The organism is Roseobacter sp. MED193, assembly GCF_000152965.1.
Taxonomy (GTDB): domain Bacteria; phylum Pseudomonadota; class Alphaproteobacteria; order Rhodobacterales; family Rhodobacteraceae; genus Pseudophaeobacter.
In genome coordinates, this window is sequence record NZ_CH902583.1 from 3,442,979 (window position 1) to 3,463,556 (window position 20,578).

Sequence of the window (20,578 nt, forward strand, 5' to 3'; positions counted from 1 at the left end):
ATCCCCGCAAACACCCCGGACAGCGCCTGCCGTTGTCCGGGACCTTTTTCCAGACTTGCGCGTCATTTCATGGTGCGCACGCCATAGGCATGGCTGGGCCATGCCCGAGGATCCCCAATGCTAAAAATCTCAAAATTGACCAAACGATACGGTGCCGGTGATCCGGTGCTCAAGGAGCTGGATCTGACCGTCGAAGGCGATCAATTGACTTCCGTTATCGGCTCCTCTGGGGCGGGCAAGAGCACGCTCTTGCGCTGTATCAATCGGCTGGTTGAGCCGACATCCGGTTCAGTCGAGCTGAACGGCACCGAGTTCACCACGCTGACCCGCCGCGAGTTGCGCAGCGCGCGCCGCCGCATTGGCATGGTCTTTCAGAGCTTCAATCTGATCGACCGGCTGACGGTGATGGAAAACGTTCAGTCGGGCCGTTTGGGGTATATCTCGACCTGGGCGGCGCTGACCCGCCGCTATCCGCGCGACGACATCCGCCATGCCTATGAGCTGATGGAGCGCGTTGGCATCGCCCATTACGCAGATAAACGCGCAGACGAGCTGTCGGGTGGTGAACGCCAACGGGTTGGTGTGGTGCGGGCCTTGATGCAACGGCCAGAAATCCTATTGGCGGATGAGCCCACGGCCTCTTTGGATCCTAAGACCTCTGAGCAGATCATGTCACTGCTGCGCGATTTGGCCTCAGAACTGAAACTGCCGGTGATCATCAACATCCATAACGTGACCGAAGCCAAGGAATACAGCGATCGCATCGTCGGCATGCGCTACGGGCGTATCATTTTTGATGACCAGCCGGGAAAGCTGGACAAGCAAGAAATGGATGAAATCTATGCCGGAGTTCCCGCCATGGACCGCGCCGAAGTCGGGGCTGTCGCATGAGCACGCAAAGAACGACCTGGCGCAAACCTCCCTTTATCAAAAATCCGACACTTCGCTATGGGCTCTATGCAGCCATTGCCATCTACGTGGTTGTCACCCTGATCACTTTGCCTATCGACTGGGACCGTGTCTCTGACGGGATGCGGCGGGCGCAGCGCATTTTCAACGGGGCTTTTCCGCCAAACTTTGAACGCTCTGGTCTGTTGATCGACGGCTTTCTGGAAAGCCTGAAGATTGCCATTCTGGCAACTGTGGGCGGTATTGCGCTTTCGGTGCCTTTGGCATTCATGGCAGCGCGCAATATCGCAATCAAGCCGATCTATTTTCTGGGGCGCGGCATCATCATCGTTGCGCGCAGCTTTCATCCGGTGATTGTTGCCATCATTTTTGTGAAGGCGGTAGGGTTTGGCCCCTTTGCAGGTGCGCTGACGCTGGTGGTGTACTCCATTGGTTTTGTAGCAAAACTCTTGGCAGAACGGATTGAGGAGATCGACTTTGGTCAAGTTGAAGCGATGCGCTCGGTTGGAGCGGGCTTTTTGTCCACCTTGGTCTATGCGGTTGTGCCGCAGATCATGCCGCGGCTCGTGGGCCTAGGCATCTACCAGCTGGACAGCAATCTTCGGGCTTCTGCGGTGGTTGGTATTGTTGGGGCAGGCGGCATTGGGGCCACCCTAGCCAATGCCTTTGGCCGCTATGACTATGATTTTGCCCTTGCCATCACCATGGTCATTGTTGGCGTCATTCTGGTGTCAGAGGCCGTGAGCGGATTTATCAGAAAGCGGATCGCATGATGAACACTCAACCCTTGCAGCAGACCCTTGATCACTGGTCCCGCTTCACGCTGCGCCAACGCATGATGCGCTATGGCGGCTTGATGTTAACCCTATTGATCGTGGCCTGGGCCCTCAGCAGTATTGATGTGATCTGGGAGTGGGTCTGGGACGCGCCGACACAGATGGGCGATCTTTTTGGCCGGATGATGCCACCGGACCCCAGCAATCTGCCGTCGATCCTAGAGGCCATCTGGCAGACGGTAAACATCGCCACATTGGCCACGATGTTTGCGGTCGTGGTCTCGCTGCCGGTCGCCTATATTTCCGCGCAGAACACCACCCCGAACCAGGTGACCCTATGGATTGGACGCTTCATCCTGGTGTCGTCCCGCTCGGTCAATACCATCATCTGGGCGCTGCTCTTTGTCGCGATCTTTGGCCCCGGCATTGTTGCGGGCATCGTCGCCATCATGTTTCGATCGATCGGTTTTCTGGGCAAATTGCTTGGCGAGGCCATCGAAGAAATTGATCAGAAGCCGGTTGAGGCCCTAGAGGCCTGCGGGGCGTCCCGTTTCAAGATTGTGCTCTACGCCATCGTGCCCCAGGTCATGCCCGCCTTTTTTGCAGTTGCGATCCTGCGCTGGGATATCAACCTGCGTGAGTCAACCGTGCTGGGACTGGTGGGCGCGGGCGGCATCGGCATGATCCTACAGGGTGCCATCGATACCTTTAACTGGCCCGAGGTTTCCATGGTCTTGCTCACCATTCTTGCACTTGTTGTCTTTGGTGAGGTGGTTTCTTCTTACATGCGCAAGAAAATCCTATAAACCTTCCGGCGGCCAGCGAGCCTGGCCGCCAAGGCGTTCTTTGACAGGGCCGAACAATATGATCGACACCAAATGGGCCTTTCAACGCTATGAAAGCCTGCGCGCGGCCTTGCCCGCTGCTCAATTTCCTCTGACCTCCCGCTCCGGGCTGGATCTGAGCGATACCACAGCAGACTATGACGCCTATATTCTGGATGCCTTTGGTGTTTTGAACAGGGGCGAAACTGCCATCGAAGGCGCGGTGGAGCGCATGGCTGCGCTGCGCGCTCTGGGCAAGCGGCTGATCGTTCTTACTAATGCCGCCAGCTATACGCGCGCCGAAATTCTGGCAAAATACCACCGGCTCGGTTTTGATTTCGACGCTACTGAGGTGGTCTCCAGCCGCGATGTCGCCTTTGCCAATCTGCCGCAATTGCCGGGCTCACAGGTATGGGGGGCTGCCGCGGCCTTTGGCGATGACTTTAGCGACGCGCCTGTCTCTGCGCGGGTTGCCCATTTGGCGGAAAATCCTGACCTGCTGCACAGCGCCGGAGGGATACTGCTACTGTCGTCTGCCCGCTGGAGCGAGTCAAACACCGCTGCCGTGGTGCAGGCGTTGCAGGACCGTCCAAGGCCATTGGTTGTCGCCAACCCGGACTTGGTTGCCCCACGCGAGGAGGGCCTGTCCTTGGAGCCGGGGCTGATTGCACATGACATCATTGCTAAAACGGGCCTGCGGGCTGAATTCTTTGGCAAACCCTATGGCAATGCCTTTGAGGTTGCTCTGGACCGCCTAACGGGTATCCCCCGCCATCGCATTGCCATGGTTGGGGACACGCTACATACGGATGTTTTAGGCGGAGCCGCTGCTGGCATCGGGACTATTCTGGTAACGGATCACGGTCTGTTTCGCGGCCACGAGATCGCGCCTTTCATTCGCAGCTCCGCCATCCGCCCTGATTGGGTGGTTACAACGACCTAACGGCGTTGTTGCCTGTCTGGGGCCAGCCGATACCGAATGCTGTGGGAACTTACGAAAACCGGTTCTGCGCCAGTGTTTCTCTGGGAGAGCAGCCGAATTCCTTTCGGTAGGCAATAGAAAACCGGCCAAGATGAAAGAAGCCGGCTTCATAGGCGATGCCGCTGACTAGGGTGTCTTTGGGGTGAGACTGTGCCAGCATATGCGCATGGTTCAGACGTTGCCGTTGTACAAATCCAATGGGCGTACAGCCAAAGCTCTGTTGGAAACTCAGTTGCAAACTGCGAATGCTACAGCCCGCGGCAGCCGCGATCTGGGCGACGGTGATTGGCTCCGTAAGGTTCTCCAGGATATAGGCGCGCGCGCGACTGATCTGTGGCGAAGACACGCTTGGCTGGGCCTGTGTCAAAATATGATGGATCGTGCTGGGTTGGGCCATCAGGAAGCCCGCGATCAGATCCTCTTCGAACAGGGCTTGGTGCTTGTGCTGGATGTCTCCGAACGCGCCTTTTTGGTCAGCAACGGCGACGGCAGCCTGGAATTTTCTTTCCCAGTTTTTCAGCGCGGGTGATTCCAGCCGAACCTCGGGATCAAAGACGATGGGATGAGAGAGCGATTGCCCCAAGAGACGCTCAGCCGTTTGGTGCAACGCGGTGGCATCGATTTGAAGCAACAATTTTTCGCAGCCCCCATACCAGATCATATGGGTGTCACGCGTTGGATTGAGGACCGTTCCGGTCCGCTGTGTCGCCTCTACGGTTTTGCGCCCATTGCGGACCTTGGCAGTTCCAACCAACGGGATTTGCACGAGATAAAAATCGGTCAGCTCACCAGGATTGATCGTCACATCACAGCCATATCGCATATAATTCAGCGATAGGCTTTGACCTTCGGCATGATTATGGCAGGCGTCAAATGTGTCGCGAAAGGGGCCTGGAATCAGGTCGTGATCGCAATATTGCTTTGCCACCGAGGCACGCGCAAGTTCCACGTCAGTTGAATGCAACAGGCGGTGCCCACACAGCGGATCAGCCGATTTCCTTAAGAATACAGGTGCCATGCACAGAAGCCTAAAAAGTTTTAAACTTAAAGCAAGCACTTTCGAGAATGCACTTTCTTGCGCAATTTGGACAAAGCAAACCGCGATGGCGCACTAGGCTGTTTGTGACATTCTGTCATAACAGGGAAAAAGCACATGAAAGAAACAGCTGGAGTTACGTCAACTGACACAGGGCTTGAAGGCGTCGCTTGGAACGTCGTGGGCCATATTTATACCCCAAAACTGCACTCGGATAATGCGATGATCTGGCACGCCGTAGTGCCTGCTGAGACCTTTGTACCGCCACATGTTCACCCAACGCAGGATGAATGGATCCTGGTGATCGAAGGCCATCTAGAGGTGGACTTTGGATATGAACAAGGCAACGTCCAACCCAACAAAGCTGGGCCGGGTGATTTGATCCGAATGCCAATGGGTCTGGCACACGGGGTTTTCAACCGATCAGGTGCTGAGGCCAAATGCGTCTTTGGCGTCGCGCCCTCGCGCAAGCTTTATGATCTTTTCTGCGCCTTGGATGGCGTGACCGATCCTGAGGAACTGGTCCGCCTGTCAGCCCTGCATGAGGTTGATTTCCTGCCGCCGCCCCCAGAGGCGTAAGGAGAGACCACATGGTTCGTAGAAAAACAGTTGCCGTCATTGGCGGCGGCGTCGCTGGCTTGGCCGCTGCCAAGGCATTTGATGAAAAAGGCCATCGGGTCATCGGGTTTGAACGCAGTCACGATTTTGGTGGGGTTTGGGAGCTGTCGCGCTCTTATCCTGGCGTTCAAACCCAAAGCCCAAAGGACCTGTATCGCTTTACTGACTTGGCGATGCCGGAGGAATATCCGCAATGGCCCAAGGGCCCGCAGGTCCATGCCTATATCCATTCCTATGCCGACAAGCATAAGCTGGGCCGTCTGTATCAGTTGAACACGGATGTGATGGGAATGGAGCGGCGCGGTGATGGCAAGCCGGGTTGGACCCTAACGCTGGAGAGTGCTGGCAGAACGCGCAAAGAGGACTTTGATTTTGTTGCCATATGTACTGGGCAGTTCTCTTATATGAATATCATCACCCATCCTGGACAGGAAGAATTCGTCGCTCAGGGTGGGCAGGTAATGCATTCTTCGGAATACACCGATTCAGAGATTGCACGGGGTAAGCACGTGGTTGTGCTTGGTGGCTCCAAATCCTCAACCGATATTGCGGTGAATGCCGCGGATCATGGGGCCAAACAGGTGACCATGGTCTATCGCAAGAACGTTTGGCGGGTGCCCTATTTTATAGGCGGTATCAACTTCAAACACCTGCTCTACATGCGCGCGCAGGAGATGCAGTTTAACAGTTGGGGGCGCAGCCCGGTGAAGAAGCTGGTTGCAGCAGTGACCAAGCCGCTGGTCTGGGCCAATTTTCGCGGGCTGGAAGCCATGCTGAAGCTGCAACTGGGGCTGAAGAAATGGGATATGGTGCCAGACACGCCGATCGAGAAAGAGGCCTCCTGCTCCTTACCCCTGGTCACTCCGGGCTTCTTTGAGACCCTCAAATCCGGCAAACTCAACCTCGTTCAGGGGTCGATAGATCACTATGAGGGCGACAGCGTCGTTCTGACCACTGGCGAGCGGGTTAAGTGTGATGTTTCGGTTCTGGCTGTGGGCTGGAAACTGGGCGTGCCCGTATTGCCCGACGCCTACCGCAAAAAGCTGATCGAAAGCGATGGTCAATACCGGGTCTATCGGTTGTCGGTGAACCCGGACCTGCCGGAAGTGGGGTTCGTCGGTTTCAACTCCAGTTTCTGCACCATTTTGTCGGCGGAAATGATCGCCAACTGGCTGGTGCGATTTGCAGATGGGCAACTTGCCCAGCAGCCCAGCGAGACTGAGATGAACCGAAATATCGACATGATGCTGAACTGGCGGCGAAAGGAGCGCCCAGCAGCCCAGGTCTATGGCGGCCTGTGTTCGGCACCGTTCCATTTCAAGCATTTTGATGAACTGCTTGCAGACATGGGCGCCACCAAGACAAAGCGTACAAATCCCCTGGCTGAACAGTTCTCGTTTCCCGATGCCGACGCTTATGGCGAATTCTTAGCCTCGGCGCCCGAGTATCAGGCTGGGTAGTGGATCTTAACCACTGAGTATAGCGACATGCGCGATTGGGACGATGCGTTCAACAACATGGGGCATGTCAAAGGCTCTGATGCGCTGCCCGGTTTCTGGGCAGCGCGCGCTGCGGCCTACCGCAAGGGTTCGGTGCGGATCGACAGCGATCTTTCATATGGCGACAGCGAGCGGGAAGTATTTGATCTGATCTGGCCAGATACGCCGCCTGCTCCCTTGGGGTCTTTGTAGATGCATCGTTTTGTTTGCCTGGTTCCCCTGGGGCCTGCCGACAGGGAGGACACGAGAATTGACGCTGGTCGTGGATAGGTGGCCTATTTATCCCCTTTTGATAATGTAAATACTAAATCTTCGCGTTAGGGGTGAACCTTTCTAGTAAAAAGTTTATCCCCGGAGAGATTACCTTTGCGGGTGTTCAATAATTTTGTTCACCAAATAGGAGATAATCTGAAATCCCGCTTTCAGTACCTGTCCTTTTGAGATCCGTCAGAAACGCGAAGGCTCTCGGGAAATTGATGTAAGTATTTGCCCTGAAATATATTTTTCACATTTCGTTTCTATCATCCGGGGGGTGACGGAATTTACAGTGATAAATATGCCCGTGAGGACCGTTCGGTTTGCACCGCCAGTTCAGAAAGACGATATTTCTGTGAAATAGCCAAGTCGCTAATTTGCCCTGTTCTGGCGGTCCCATCCGATTTTGGTTAGAAGAAAAGTAATATCAGGTTATGTAAAAGAATGCACTTTATGCCTAGATGGTCTGGCAGGTGTTCTTGTGCACAAAGGAAATGACGCGTGAATCGCCTACAAGTAAACGATCTCTATGCCATATTGGATGCTGTGGGCATGGCTGTTATCGTTTTGGAGGTCGGTGACGATGGCGTTCCTCGATACATAGCGATGAACAAGCGCTCCCGCGAGTTTACCAAGATTCCACAAGAGGGGTGGTACGGTAAATCCGCTTTGGAAATTTTTGGTGGTTCCACCGGAGAACGTGCGCTGGCTATTCATACCAGCGTGGCGCGTTCTGCCAAAAAAAAGACTTACGAGATAAATCTGCCTGCGGTCCAGGGTACACGTCACATTCGCACAACGATGACCCCCGTTTTTGATTCCACCGGGAAGCTCACTCACATGGTTGGCTCTACAGAAGATGTGACTTCTGAACGCGAGCGTGACGCGGCCCTAGAACTAACCCGGATAGCCAAGGAAAAAGCAGAAGAAGCCAATAAGGCGAAAGAACGGTTTCTGGCCAATATGAGCCATGAAATTCGAACGCCGATGAACGGGATTCTTGGTATTTGTGAGCTGCTAAAAGAAACCGAATTGGACAAAGAGCAGTCCCTATTTGCCGATACGATTTTCAATTCTACCAATGCTTTGCTGGAAATTATCAACGACGTGTTGGATTTTTCACAGATCACGGCAGACAAGATCTCGTTGCACCCAGAACCCTTTTCACTGCGTGTCCTCATTGAGGAAATTGCAGTTCTTCTTTCCGCCAAAACCGCCTACAAGGGCTTGAAATTTAACGTAAACTACCCCGAAAACGTGCCATCCCTATTCATCGGGGACGTCAGCAAAGTCCGCCAAATCCTGTTGAATCTGATCGGGAACGCGATAAAATTCACTGATGAAGGGCATGTTTCGATTACGGTTTCCCATGGGCAGGGATCCCCGGCAGGCCCGCTGCAGTTTGAGATAGCAGACACGGGCTGCGGAATTGAAGCAAGCAAACTGGGTACCATTTTTTCGGCTTTTGAGCGCGTGAGCGGTACGCAAAAAAACTTATCAGAAGGAACGGGGCTTGGTCTTGCTATTTCCCAGGCACTTGTGGAGCGAATGGGAGGGGAGATTTCAGTCAAATCCACGCCTGACCTAGGCACGACCTTTCGTGTCTCGCTTGCACTGGAGGCGCAGCTTGCTGACGACCAGATGTCAGCGTCAGTGAGCGAACTGAATTCTCTCTTTCCAAGCCTGCCCAGGAGCAGAGTTGAACCGGCTGTTCTGGGGGATGAGGCCCTGAAAGGGCTGCAGGGCATGCAAATACTCGTGGCAGAAGACAATAAGACCAACCAGTTGGTGGTCGAGAAAATGCTCAACACATCAGGTGCGGACCTGCATTTTGCAGAGAACGGTGCGCTCGCGCTTGAGGCCTATCTCGCCTCAAAATACGATCTGATCCTGATGGATCTTTCTATGCCAGTTATGGGCGGCTTAGAAGCGGTTCAAAGGATCAGGCAACACGAAAACGACACCGGGCGGACAAAGTGTCGGATTATCGCCCTGACTGCCAATGCACAGAAAAGCGACATGAAGGCCTGTAGTGAGATTGGAATGAATGGTTTCTTGTCAAAGCCATTTCGAAAAAGCGAGTTATTGGCCTGCCTGAATAGCCTGGATTAAGATGCTTTTCCAACGACGGCATAGGACAGCCCTTTGATGCGCCAAGGCTGACAAGGCCCTCGTGAAACCAAGCGATGGGTTGGAAATGCCGCGTCACAATTGGCAGGCCGGGTCCGGTTAAAACGGTCCAGCGCCGGATCCCAGGGGGCTCCGCTCGTTGTTCTCGTGTTGCGGTGGGGGCAGCTTTCGTCCTGGCCCGATCAACGAGCGGCATAGGCCGTTAGCGCCCGATGCCGTCCCTCAGCCAGCCCAACAATTGGTGTCGGATAGGGATCATCCTTTGAGAGCGCCCAGGCCCGCGGGCAAGCGTCAAAAAACGCCAGGGCTTCCGGGCCGGGCGTCGGTGCGCGCTCTGCCAGGAACCGTTGAATGTACTGCTGCTCTGCATCGAACTTTTTGGCCTGGGTTTCAGGGTTGAAAATTCGGAAATAGGGCGCAGCATCTGGTCCGCAACCGGCTACCCATTGCCAGCCCATCGCATTTGCGGCGGGGTCCCAGTCAATCAGACAGTCCTCAAACCATTTTTGTCCAATGCGCCAATGCTTAAGCATGTGTTTGGTGAGAAAGGATGCGACAATCATGCGACTGCGATTATGCATGTGGCCGGTGACATAAAGTTCCCTCATGGCAGCATCGACAAGGGGAACGCCAGTCCGCCCCTGTTTCCATCGCAGAACCGCTTCGTCCTCATGCTCGGACCAGGGAAAGTCATTCCACTGCGACTTCCAGTTCTCTTGTGTGATCTTGGGAGTATGAAAAGCCAGATGATAGGCGAACTCGCGCCACACCAGTTCTTTCAGAAAGTGCTCAGCCCCGCGCTGCCCCTCCAGATGCGCGCGCAGTCCGGCATGCCAGACCGTAGCGGGCCCGATTTCACCCCAGGCCAGGTTTTCGGATAGGCCAGAGGTCGCGTTCAGCGCCGGGTAATCGCGGCGCTCCTTGTAGCCGTCTATTGCCACATCCAGAAACTGGGCCAGGCGCGTATTGGCTGCAACTTCGCCAACGCATGCGTGGGCCGACAGGATCCGCGCCCCGCGCTGCATGCCTTTGTCCAGCTGCCAACCCTGAAGAGGGTCAGAGACCGGCCATGTTTCGGGTGCCATCAGAAACTTTGGGGCAGGGGAAGGCGCTGCGACATCCAGGTCTTTTACCGCACGCCACATCGGGCTGTAAACTTTGAAGAAACCGCCCTGTTTTGTCTTCACCGCCCAGGGTTCAAACAAAAGCTGACCAGGCCAGCTTTTGGCTTTGAAACCTGCGTCTGTTAATGTCGATTTGACCTTGGTGTCTCTCGCAATAGCGTCTGGGTCATAGGCGCGGGTCCACCAGATATCCCCGGCACCGGTTTCTTGTGCCAGGGCCAGCAGCTCCTGAGCGGCAGGTCCGCGACGCAGGATCAGGCGGGATCCGACCTGGTTCAGGCGATCAGCGAAGTGTTCAATCGCTTTGGATAGGCGCCATTTGGGAGCTGCCCCGTATGTTTGGGTAAGCTCATCAAGCACGACGACAGGAATAACAGGGCGTTCGCTGTTGCTCGCCGCAAAAAGCGCCTGATGATCGGCAAGCCTGAAGTCTTTGCGGAACCAGATAATTATGGGTTTTGAAAGGGTCATCTCTGCGCAGCTTTTGCTTCTCTTTTACTCAATACGAAGGCCAAGACAGAATGGTTCACTCATTGGTTTAGCTTTTGCATGTGATCTGATTTCGGGGCTGAGCCGTAGTGAAAGAATGACAGAGCATAATGGGCGTGATTACCCATCGGGTCCGGTTGAGTTGGGTGAATGATGTGAAAAAACGTAAGATACCATCTGGGAACTGTTCTTTGTGTCACAGCGGCCTGCCAGGATATCAGGCTCGTTTGTCTTTCTGGCACTGCTGCCTTTTGCCACAGGCAGCGACAACATGAAAGATCGCGCGCTTGTCATAGGGGCGTCTGGTGGTATCGGGGCGGCGCTCTCGAGGGCCCTCGAAACAGGAGGGGCTGAGGTGACGCGCCTGTCTCGGGCCATGGATGGCCTCGATCTAACCGACCCTGCGCTTGTTGAGCAGGTTATGCAGGGGCTTTGTGGCCCCTTCGATACCGTATTGATAGCCAGCGGTATCCTGGCACCCAAAGGTGCAGGACCTGAAAAGTCCCTCGCGCAGATTAGCGCAGACAATATGGCTCAGGTCATGGCTGTAAATGCGATCGGACCTGCCTTGGTTCTAAAAAATCTGCCGAGGCTTTTGCCAAAAGATGGCCGCTGCGTTGTTGGCGTTCTCACGGCCCGTGTCGGGTCGATCGGAGATAACCGCCTTGGCGGATGGTACAGCTATCGGGCTGCCAAGGCCGCAGCCAATCAGATCGTGCGAACGGCCGCAATCGAGATCGCAAGAAAGCGCAAAGAGGCCATTGTTGTCTCGCTGCACCCCGGTACGGTGGAGACCACATTTACCGATGGGTATCCGGGCCACCAGAAGGTCGCGCCAAGCGCCGCGGCTGCAAACCTATTAGAGGTTCTGGATCAGCTGTCTCCGGCCCAAACAGGTGGCTTTTTCGACTGGGCTGGCAAACCTGTGCCTTGGTGACGCAGCGCCCTCTTTATGGCGTTGGGAGTGTTTTTCGCTTTCAAACCCTTGGGGTTCGTTCATCGCGGTTGACAGGTCTAGGAGAGCCTAAGCGGGGCAAAAAGCACCGCCCAAAAAAGGGGAGCCATTGGCTCTAACGTATCTGTTGATCCAGCGGGCCAGACTGCTCGGGTAAAAGCAGGTCTGGCCACGGCGATCGCATGTCAAAATTTTGTAAGATCCGCAGCGGGAAAACCCAATGATCTCGTCCTTAGGATCGAGCAGCCTTAGCTATCTGAATCCAGCGCGCGCAGTCGCCTGAGCAGGCTCGAGGTATCCCATCGACCGCCGCCAAGTTTTTGCACATCCTTGTAGAACTGATCGACCAAGGCCGTCACGGGCAGGCTCGCCCCGTTCTCATCTGCAGTCGCAAGGCAGATGCCCAGGTCCTTGCGCATCCAGTCAACCGCAAACCCATGCTCAAACTGGTCGTCCAGCATGGTCTCATACCGGTTTACCATCTGCCAGCTGCCTGCAGCGCCGCCACCAATCACATCGATAACCGCCCCCCCATCAAGTCCGGCTTTTTCGGCGAAATGCAGCCCTTCTGACAGCCCCTGCACCAGCCCTGCAATACAGATCTGGTTGACCATTTTGGTCAATTGCCCAGCACCGCTGTCTCCCAAACGGGTGCATTTCTTTGCAAAAGCACCGATCAGCGCTTCGGCTCTGTCAAAGGCCGATTGGTCACCACCGCACATTACAACCAGTTGCCCGTTCTCGGCACCAGCCTGGCCACCGGAGACAGGCGCGTCGACAAAACTCACACCTGCCTCTTGGGCCAGGGCATAGAGTTCTCGTGTGACCTTTGCCGACACGGTTGTGTGGTCAACGAAAACCGCGCCAGACTCCATGCCCGCCAAGGCCCCATCGTCACCCAGACAAACACTGCGCAGGTCATCATCATTGCCGACACAGGCAAAAACAAACTCGGCTCCCTTTGCGGCTTCGCGTGGTGTGGTGGCAAATTCGCCGCCGTATTCAGCGGCCCATTTTTCGGCTTTTGCCGTTGTCCGGTTATAGACTGTGACCTCGTACCCTGCCTTTTGCAGATACCCGGCCATGGGATACCCCATTACTCCCAGACCCAGAAAAGCTGCCTTTACCATGTTGAGTTCCCTCGATTTTTGTAATTGTATCTATGATGAACGCCCTGCACAGAAGGCACCCAAGTCGTTATGCAATGCGCGCGCCCCTGGCAACACGCGTAGCCGTGGTGGCGCCTTCGATATGTGACAGCTTAAAGAGGGTTTCGTAACGCGCCAATGGCGGATTTCTTCTCCTCTGGCTAGGCCATCAACACACTCCAGCGCCGCTTTGGACAATGCCCCCAACCGATGCGTCGCGCGCCTGGGGTAGGACTACTGCACTTTCCGGCATGAGCGCAAACCCTTCGCTGTTGAGGGGCGTGCACCAAAAGTTAACTACGATGCTGCTATCCAAGCGATGTGGTGAAACTGCAAAGCAATGGAAGACGCATGAAGGTCGTTATACTTGCCGGAGAATGTGGGGGTGCGATCACCGAAAGATCCCAAGTCGGGCCTGGTCCGATGATCGAGACCAAGCCAACACTCCAGGATATCCTGAATATGCTTTGCGCTCGCCGTCTCTCTGATTTTGTGATCGGTTGCAGCAACCTAAGCCATAAGATCAAGGAATTTTGCACTGCCCGTTGCACTGCCCGTTGCACTGCCCGTTGCACTGCCCGTTGCACTGCCCGTTGCACTGCCCGTTGCACTGCCCATGGGCTGATTGATGCGCAAACCTGGGTTCAAATGCGATCGGGAGAACGCCGTGTCGCGCGCAGTGGCGAGGCCCCCTGGCGGCTGCCCCCTGCTCGAACCATGGCCAGAACAGAGTGCGGCTTTGGAAGCCGCGCTACTTGCCTAATGCAGCCACTTAGAAAGCGAAGATAGTTATACATGTCAGATATCAAACTAAGCATCTGTATCCCGACCTTTGAACGCGCCCGCTATCTTGCAACGCTGTTACAGGCGCTTGAACAGAATGTGGCTGAGTTCCCCTTTGCTTGCGAAATCATCGTATCTGATAATGCGTCGAGCGACGAAACTCAGTCGGTGGTCACCGAAGCTGAGAGCCGATTGCCACTGAGATATATCCGGCAGTCCGAAAACGTAGGCGCACTTCGCAATATTCAGGCCGTCATGCGTGCAGCAAAAGGAACCTATGCTGTTTACCTGGCGGATGATGATCGCCTCCATTCCGCAGGGGTCATTTCGGCGATTGCACTTCTTGACGCCAACCCAAAGGCTTCGGCGCTTTATGCCCCCTGGAAGGTCCATGACTTGGTTCTGGATGTCGAGAATGCGCCTCTTTATACGCAGCCCAAGAACGTGGTCATCCCGCGTGGAAACTATGCGAAACTTCTGACCCATGTGCTGGATCACAAGGTCTTCTCTGAGATTTCCATCGTGCGCTCCGAGGTCGTGAAGCGGCTCAATCCGCAGGCAAATGACCTTGCTTTCTGGGCCTTTACGGTGCCCTGCGAATATTTGGGGGCCGGGGATCTCATTTATGCCTCTGATCCCTTCTATGTTTCTGTCTCGCGTCACTTTGAAGGTGATAACCGGGCGCAGCTTGGTCACCTCGAAGTTCAGAGCGCCTGGGACAAGTATCGCGGCGGGCTAGAATACATGTTTGGGTTGGCGCGAGAACATGGTGGATTGAAAGATATCGTCGCGACCGAGAAGGGGATCCTTCGCATCGTGATGGAACGGATGTTGGTCGCCCTGCGTCTGCGGGTGAAACGGGGGGGCGATCCGGTCGAAACCTATGCGCTGGCAGCCCGTTTGCGGGGGCTGGGACTGGTCAAGGCGCTGCCCATTCCAATGGAACAAATCCGGCTCGCAGCGGCGATCAAATACATCTGTGTAACCCTGCCCACAATGCTGGACGCACAGGGTGTCGCGATCATCGGAGACTGTCCTGAGGCGACATTTGAGGCGCTGGGCTCGATTGCGGGCGTACCGGTGCGCAGGGTCTCTTGCCTTGAGGACATTGCTCACACGGACGTTGTTTTCAATCTTGGCAGCAGTGATGACCCACTTCACACAGCCGCAGAGAGCCAGGCGCTGGCCACCCTGTCCGAAGCTGAATTGATGCAAAAATTCAGCTGAGGCCGCTTGGGATGGCGATAGGTAACAACACGGATACTCTTGACCGATGCCAAAGGGTTTGTTAGCCGCGCGGTGTGCGCCGCGCTGGTAGCCGCATATCCGATGGTCGCATATCCGATGGTTCGCCAAGTCGTCGATATCGCAGCTATGGCCAACGCTTTGGCCAAAGGAATCGAGACTGCCTGCGCAGGTCGCGCCCCGTTTAGTTTCGGCGCGAGACCCGAAAACCCTGATGATCCACCTGTCTTGATCGAGCTGCGAGACACAGAATGGGCCGCATGCATAAGCCCGATATCAATTCCACCACTGTCCCTACAGTTGAACTATCTGTTTGTTGACCTGAAAATGAATGCACCTAGCCCAACGAAAGACAATGCGATGACCAAATTTCAATCTGATATTCAGGACCGGACCCAGGCAATGGGTGCTGATACCAAGTTGCAGACCTCAGCTTTGGCGTTTCTGCAGTCCTCCGCTGTTGCTGAATACTCTTATAACTTCCATTGGATGGGGCGGCCCATCATTCAGTATCCGCAGGATATTGTCGCCATGCAGGAGCTGATCTGGGAAGTGAAGCCAGATTTGATCATTGAAACAGGCATTGCCCATGGGGGCTCTTTGATCTTTTCGGCCTCTTTGCTGGCAATGCTGGACATGACCGAGGCGATGGAAGCGGGACAGACTTTTGATCCGTCCCGCTCTGCGCGCAAAGTTCTGGGTATCGATATTGATATTCGCGAGCACAATCTTGCTGCTATTGATGCGCACCCTATGCGCTCGCGTATCGAGATGATCCAAGGGTCGTCCATTGACAGTGAGGTGGTTGCCCAAGTGAGAAACTTTGCGGCTGACTACAAAAAGATCCTGATCTGTCTGGACAGCAACCACACCCATGATCACGTTCTTGAAGAGCTGAAGGCCTATGCCGATCTCACGTCAGTGGGCAGCTATTGCGTTGTTTTTGATACCTTGATCGAGGATATGGAAGAAGACGCATATCCCAATCGGCCTTGGGGTAAGGGTGACAATCCACAAACCGCCGTGCGGGCCTTTCTGCAAGATGAGTCACGGTTTGAAATTGATGCCTCGGTGCATGAACGACTGCTCATTACCGTCGCAAAAAATGGCTACCTTCGTCGGGTGCGCTGAAAACCTGACAGACATAAGCTGTCCACATGTACCAGATGCGCTGAAGAACAGCGCCAATCTGGATCAAAGCCACGTGCAGCAGGAGCTGCGCGTGGCTGCGCAAAGGCCGACTTCTATACTAGGTATTTTGTGCAACTGGATTGAACCTGCCGACACCTGCGAACAGGGTGGGTCTCAACCGGGGTGTCTTCCCACAGGCCGGACCGTTGGGGCGGCGATCAACGCACAGATGTAGAATTGGGAAAGCGCAAAGCTTACGCGCCTTCGACCCTTTTGGACGCCCGTTATGAAAAGGGCCAGGGGCTGTGCATGGCCCAGTCTGGGGGAGACTGGTCAGGGCTATTGGCCCAGGATCTTTTGGATGGCGCCGATCAGTTTGGCGCGTTGGACGGGTTTCATCAAACGGATATCCTCTGGGCGCAACCCGTTTCCGTGGACGGTGGCTTCGCTGGCATAGCCTGACATGAAGATTATCGGCAAATCCGGCGCCAGCAGGCGGAGTTCCGCAGACAGGGTCGTGCCCAGTAGCCGACCTGGCATGACAATATCTGTAATCACCAGGTCGAAACTGGGATCGGCTTCAAAAATCGCCTTTGCTGCGTCTCCGGATGGTGCAGCGATGACGTCATAGCCCGCATTTTCTAAGGTCTTGACCAGCACCTCTCGCACGGCGTCATCGTCTTCCGCCAACAAGATACGATGCCCGGCACCATGGCTCACATCTGATTGTGCTTCTGGTTGGGGCGCGCATTCAGTGGTCTGTGTCGCGGCCTTGAAGAAGAGCTTGAATGTGGTGCCAACCCCTGGCTCTGAGTAGACCTGCACAGTACCATTGGACTGGCGCATAAAGCCGTGAACCATGGATAGCCCGAGACCGGAGTTGCTGCCTGAGGCTTTGGTGGAAAAGAAGGGTTCAAAGACTTCGGCGATGAATTCTGGCGGAATGCCATCACCGGTGTCGCTAACCGCCAGCATCACATACTGCCCTGGCGGCAACTCCTCTTGGCGTGCATCTATGTAGCTGTCATCAATTTTGACATTTGCAGTTTCAACTGTGAGTTTCCCGCCCTTGGGCATGGCATCTTGGGCGTTGAGGATAAGGTTCAATAAGGCGCTTTCGGTCGCGCTAGGATCGGCCTCCACGGGCCAAATCCCATCGCCCAAGGAGGTCTTTACCTCGATTGTTGCGGGCAGGGTGCGACTGATCCAGTTTTTGGTTTCCTCCACCACCGAGTTGATATCGATAGGGCTCGGCTCCAGGCTGGCCTTCCGGGCAAAAGCCAGCATATTGCGCGTCAAATCTGACCCGCGCAGCGTCGCTGCAATGCTTTTGTCGATGAGCTGTTTGTGTTGCAGGTTCTCAATTTCGTCTTTTAGCAACTCAAGATTTCCCAGAGTGACAGCAAGAAGGTTGTTGAAATCATGCGCCACCCCGCCCGTCAGCTTTCCAACGGCTTCGAGCTTTTGCGACGTGGCGAGCTGTTGCTGGATCTTTGCGCGTTCTAAGATCTCCGTTTTGCGGGCAGAGATTTCCACCACGCTGGCACGGATAAGCTTCCGATCAAAAGGCGGCAGGCGGGCCAGAGAAATCTCACACTCAAGTATCTCGCCCTCTTTGCTTACGAATTGCCATTCAAAAACAGGAAACTCGCCGGAAAGGGCCTGCTGCAGGTAGGCCGATATTGCGTCTTCAGAGCGCTGCCCATCGGTTTGATATTCAGGGCTTATTTCTCTGGGCAAGGTTCTGCCTGTCAGTTCCTCGGGTGGGTAGCCGAGGATCTTTTCCGCGCGTGAGTTACTGGTGATAAAAACCATGAGATCCATATCGTAGATCAAAATGGCTTCGGGGGCATATTCGACCAGGGCATGCATTTGGTCATGCTGCTGGTAGAGTGCGATATTAGAGAGTTCCCACTGGTGTCGCAGGTGTTCGGTCAAATTGATGCAGGCAAGACCGCAAAACAGCAGGGCCAGGGTCATCACCATCCAGTTGCGCCAATTTCCAATGTAGTCTTCGTAGTTGGTAATATTGGAGTGCAGATGCCCGGCCGAATGCATGTACCCTAGGCTGATCGATAAGATTAGAGAGATGGCAAGAGTCACATAGGCCGCCCGCCGCCCGAGTAAAACCACGGAAACAATCGGTGTCGTCAACAGAATGATCCAGGCCGCCGAAGCGATCCCAAGAAAAACAAGTCCGGTGATAGAGAGAAGGAATAGACCAAGAATAAGCAGGACTACGCGCTTCGCATGATGCTTCGTGCCTGAAAAAATTAGCGGCGGAGCCACAAAAAATATCAAAAAAATAGGCAGGCCAATATAGTAAAGCGGCCCATAGGGAATAGCGCGGGTTGCCGCAGCACAGATGCTCAGCCCGACGGCGATCATAAAGTAATAGAAAAGCCAGTTTGACGATTCTCTTATATTTTTTGCATGTACTTTTCTGGCCTGGAGAATATGGTCACCTGCCATCTCGTCCCCTTTAAACATGCGAAAGATATGAAATAAGTCTAAGAAATACCTGTGCTATTTTGGGGTTTACTGCAAAACACCCGTATTGCGAGTGTAGGGTGATTTCCTCCGAGATCAAGAATTTTCATGCGAAGAACCGTTTCCAGGCTCTCTGGAAAACCGGTCGGGCGGCGTGAGGCTGCACTTTTTTGGGGGGAATACGCTGCCTAAAAGCCGTGCATGCGTTTTGCCCATTGGTAGGCCACCACCAGACCTTTCATGCGCGGCAATATGAAAAGAGAAGCCGAGATGGTCACCAGCGACATAATCAGGGCCAGCGTGAGCGGGTCAGGGCGAAACTGGATATAGGTGATGTGCAGCGCAAAGCCGAGCAGGTGGCCAACTAAGAGAATGGTCAGATAGGCTGGGCCATCATCGGCGCGATTGTGGTGCAACTCCTGGCCACAGGAATCGCAGCTGTGCTTCACTTTGAGGTAACTCTCTAGCATTTTTCCTTCACCGCAGTTGGGGCAGCGCAATTGCACACCCCGCCAAACTGCGGGTTTCCAGGCGCGCTGCTGTGGTTTTGGGGCAGGGGCTGCTGTCGTTTCAGGCTGGGTCATATCTATCATCGCTACCTTGGATCTTCTGTCGTCAATTCCCTAAAGTGTTTCAAAATTGTTTGCAATCAATGATGCGATCAATGTGGTTGCAATTTTAGCGGACTTAGGGGTATGGGGTTGGGAGACCCTTGCCGGAGAGCATTCTGGTGACAGGGTGAGGAAGTGACTCAACTGGGGAGAAATCCTTTGAAACAATGGAGCCCAACGCTGCCGATGTCGGACAAGCCGCGCTATGTGGAAATCGCGGATGCCATTCGCTCCGATATAGATGCAGGCCTGTTGTTGCCTGGCGATCGTCTGCCGCCGCAGCGCGGTGTGGCACAGGATCTTGGGGTCGATTTCTCAACTGTTTCCCGAGGCTATGCAGAATCGGTTCGGCGCGGCGATATCGAGAGTTTTGTGGGGCGCGGGACATTTGTACGTGCCCCAGATGCCACGGCTAAGGGCTTGGGGGCAGGAGAAGCCCCGGATCCGCGCAGGATCCTGGAAGAAGACCCGATGATGAACATGCCGCCCGAGCCAGAGGATCCTGCACTGATTGCCCGCATGGCTGATGGTCTTGGCCATGTGGCGGCTAATCTGGTGCCACTCTTGCGCTATCAATCCGTGCGCGGCAGCGCCGCCGACCGCGAGATTGCCCAGATCTGGATGCAGGCAAATGGGCTGAATTTTGCTCCAGACCGCTTTGCCATCACGCCGGGGGCGCATTCCAGCATCTATGCGATTCTGACTCTATTGAGCGAACCAGGGCAGAGCCTGCTGTGTGAGACATTGACCTATCCTGGCATACGCGCCATTGCGTCCCAGTTGGGGCTGCGGCTGATTGGGGTGCCGAGTGATCAGGAAGGGCTGCGCCCCGAGGCGCTGGAGCGCGCCATTACCGAACATTGGCCAGCGGCTCTCTACCTTAACCCGACCTTGCAAAACCCGACCACCAAGACAATGTCCGACAGCCGGCGCCACGAGATCGCTAAGGTGCTCAAACGGCATGATGTGCAGCTCATCGAAGATGATGCCTATCGCTTTGTAGCCTCAGACGCACCGCCGCCGATTGCCACTCATCTGCCAGACCTGGCCTGGCATGTCGCCGGGATTTCCAAATGTTTTGGGGCGGGTCTGCGGCTTGCCTATACGACGGTGCCGCAACGTGCCGAGATGGGCCGGTTTTCCCAGGCCCTGCGCAGCATCAATGTCATGGCCTCTCCACTGAGCCTGGCGCTGCTAGGGCGCTGGATCGAAGATGGCACCGCCGCTGAGATCCAATCTTTCGTGCGTCGCGCCGCAACCGCGAGGCAAGAACTGGCGCGCGAGGTGCTCTGCGGCTGTTTTGTCTCTGGCGCGCCGGAGGCCTTCAACCTATGGGTGGAGCTGCCCCGTGGTACCAGCCGGGCAGAGGTCATGGGCCGTATGGCGAACCGGCAGATCGGCATTATGCCGAGCGATGCCTTTACGGTCATGGGCCAACCCAGCGAGGCCCTGCGCGTTTGCCTGGGTGGCCCCATCGGGATCGCGCAGCTGCGCGATGATCTGATTGCGCTGCGCGATGCGATCCTGCGCAAGGATTGGCTCGGGTGAGGCGCGGGCCTGATCTCGTCACCAG

17 protein-coding genes are annotated in these 20,578 nt (G+C 55.2%); 12 read left to right on the top strand and 5 right to left on the bottom strand.

Annotated elements, in window-relative coordinates; translation table 11 throughout:
• Window positions 1-117 precede the first annotated feature (117 nt).
• The 4 genes from phnC to MED193_RS18915 are packed head-to-tail and all read left to right on the top strand — an operon-like array spanning window position 118 to window position 3,452.
• Entirely contained in the window at window positions 118-891 is a 774-nt protein-coding gene (gene phnC / locus MED193_RS18900) for a phosphonate ABC transporter ATP-binding protein (RefSeq protein WP_009811376.1), read from the top strand.
• Window positions 888-1,682, top strand: a complete 795-nt coding sequence (gene phnE / locus MED193_RS18905) for a phosphonate ABC transporter, permease protein PhnE (RefSeq protein WP_009811377.1) — start codon at window positions 888-890, stop codon at window positions 1,680-1,682. Before phnC ends, phnE (MED193_RS18905) begins: the two co-directional genes overlap by 4 nt.
• Complete coding sequence (gene phnE / locus MED193_RS18910; protein WP_254655477.1) at window positions 1,682-2,491, top strand: phosphonate ABC transporter, permease protein PhnE; 810 nt, start codon at window positions 1,682-1,684, stop codon at window positions 2,489-2,491. Before phnE (MED193_RS18905) ends, phnE (MED193_RS18910) begins: the two co-directional genes overlap by 1 nt.
• Window positions 2,492-2,549: 58 nt before the next feature.
• A complete protein-coding gene (locus MED193_RS18915) occupies window positions 2,550-3,452 on the top strand; it encodes an HAD-IIA family hydrolase (protein ID WP_009811379.1) in 903 nt (300 codons plus the stop codon).
• Window positions 3,453-3,501: 49 nt separating this feature from the next.
• Here the strand turns inward: MED193_RS18915 and MED193_RS18920 are convergent, their stop codons facing one another.
• Window positions 3,502-4,509, bottom strand: coding sequence for an AraC family transcriptional regulator (locus MED193_RS18920; protein ID WP_083790503.1), 1,008 nt, complete (start codon window positions 4,507-4,509; stop codon window positions 3,502-3,504).
• Window positions 4,510-4,644: 135 nt separating this feature from the next.
• Between MED193_RS18920 and MED193_RS18925 the strand changes: the two genes are divergently transcribed.
• From MED193_RS18925 to MED193_RS18940, 4 genes are all read left to right on the top strand, one after another.
• Window positions 4,645-5,106, top strand: coding sequence for a cupin domain-containing protein (locus tag MED193_RS18925; RefSeq protein ID WP_009811381.1), 462 nt, complete (start codon window positions 4,645-4,647; stop codon window positions 5,104-5,106).
• An 11-nt stretch (window positions 5,107-5,117) separates the two neighbouring features.
• The gene (locus MED193_RS18930) at window positions 5,118-6,605 is read left to right on the top strand and encodes an NAD(P)/FAD-dependent oxidoreductase (protein ID WP_009811382.1); all 1,488 of its coding nucleotides are present in this window, start codon (window positions 5,118-5,120) and stop codon (window positions 6,603-6,605) included.
• 27 nt (window positions 6,606-6,632) lie between these two features.
• The gene (locus MED193_RS18935) at window positions 6,633-6,836 is read left to right on the top strand and encodes a hypothetical protein (RefSeq protein WP_009811383.1); all 204 of its coding nucleotides are present in this window, start codon (window positions 6,633-6,635) and stop codon (window positions 6,834-6,836) included.
• 564 nt (window positions 6,837-7,400) lie between these two features.
• Window positions 7,401-9,011, top strand: a complete 1,611-nt coding sequence (locus MED193_RS18940) for a PAS domain-containing sensor histidine kinase (protein ID WP_009811384.1) — start codon at window positions 7,401-7,403, stop codon at window positions 9,009-9,011.
• A 200-nt stretch (window positions 9,012-9,211) separates the two neighbouring features.
• Here the strand turns inward: MED193_RS18940 and MED193_RS18945 are convergent, their stop codons facing one another.
• Window positions 9,212-10,624: a deoxyribodipyrimidine photo-lyase gene (locus tag MED193_RS18945; protein WP_009811385.1), complete on the bottom strand. Its 1,413-nt coding sequence runs from the start codon at window positions 10,622-10,624 to the stop codon at window positions 9,212-9,214.
• A gap of 289 nt (window positions 10,625-10,913) precedes the next feature.
• Between MED193_RS18945 and MED193_RS18950 the strand changes: the two genes are divergently transcribed.
• Complete coding sequence (locus MED193_RS18950) at window positions 10,914-11,579, top strand: SDR family NAD(P)-dependent oxidoreductase (protein WP_039967062.1); 666 nt, start codon at window positions 10,914-10,916, stop codon at window positions 11,577-11,579.
• A 266-nt stretch (window positions 11,580-11,845) separates the two neighbouring features.
• On the opposite strand, the gene MED193_RS18955 is transcribed toward MED193_RS18950, so the two are convergent.
• Window positions 11,846-12,757: an NAD(P)-dependent oxidoreductase gene (locus MED193_RS18955; RefSeq protein ID WP_302621676.1), complete on the bottom strand. Its 912-nt coding sequence runs from the start codon at window positions 12,755-12,757 to the stop codon at window positions 11,846-11,848.
• A gap of 783 nt (window positions 12,758-13,540) precedes the next feature.
• On the opposite strand from MED193_RS18955, the gene MED193_RS18960 reads away from it, so the two are divergent.
• Window positions 13,541-14,755 carry a glycosyltransferase family 2 protein gene (locus MED193_RS18960; protein WP_009811388.1) on the top strand — a complete coding sequence of 405 codons (1,215 nt, stop codon included), beginning with the start codon at window positions 13,541-13,543 and terminating at the stop codon, window positions 14,753-14,755.
• A 378-nt stretch (window positions 14,756-15,133) separates the two neighbouring features.
• Complete coding sequence (locus tag MED193_RS18965; protein WP_039967063.1) at window positions 15,134-15,904, top strand: cephalosporin hydroxylase family protein; 771 nt, start codon at window positions 15,134-15,136, stop codon at window positions 15,902-15,904.
• Window positions 15,905-16,243: 339 nt separating this feature from the next.
• Here MED193_RS18965 and MED193_RS22385 read toward each other — a convergent pair whose 3' ends face one another.
• Both MED193_RS22385 and MED193_RS18975 read right to left on the bottom strand, forming a co-directional pair.
• Window positions 16,244-18,394 (bottom strand): ATP-binding protein, encoded by a 2,151-nt coding sequence (locus MED193_RS22385; RefSeq protein ID WP_083790504.1) that lies wholly within the window; start codon window positions 18,392-18,394, stop codon window positions 16,244-16,246.
• A 188-nt stretch (window positions 18,395-18,582) separates the two neighbouring features.
• Window positions 18,583-18,864, bottom strand: a complete 282-nt coding sequence (locus MED193_RS18975) for a DUF983 domain-containing protein (RefSeq protein ID WP_368072274.1) — start codon at window positions 18,862-18,864, stop codon at window positions 18,583-18,585.
• A 300-nt stretch (window positions 18,865-19,164) separates the two neighbouring features.
• Here MED193_RS18975 and MED193_RS18980 point away from each other — a divergent pair, with 300 nt between their 5' ends.
• Window positions 19,165-20,553, top strand: a complete 1,389-nt coding sequence (locus tag MED193_RS18980) for a PLP-dependent aminotransferase family protein (RefSeq protein ID WP_039966406.1) — start codon at window positions 19,165-19,167, stop codon at window positions 20,551-20,553.
• The last annotated feature ends 25 nt before the right edge of the window (window positions 20,554-20,578 follow it).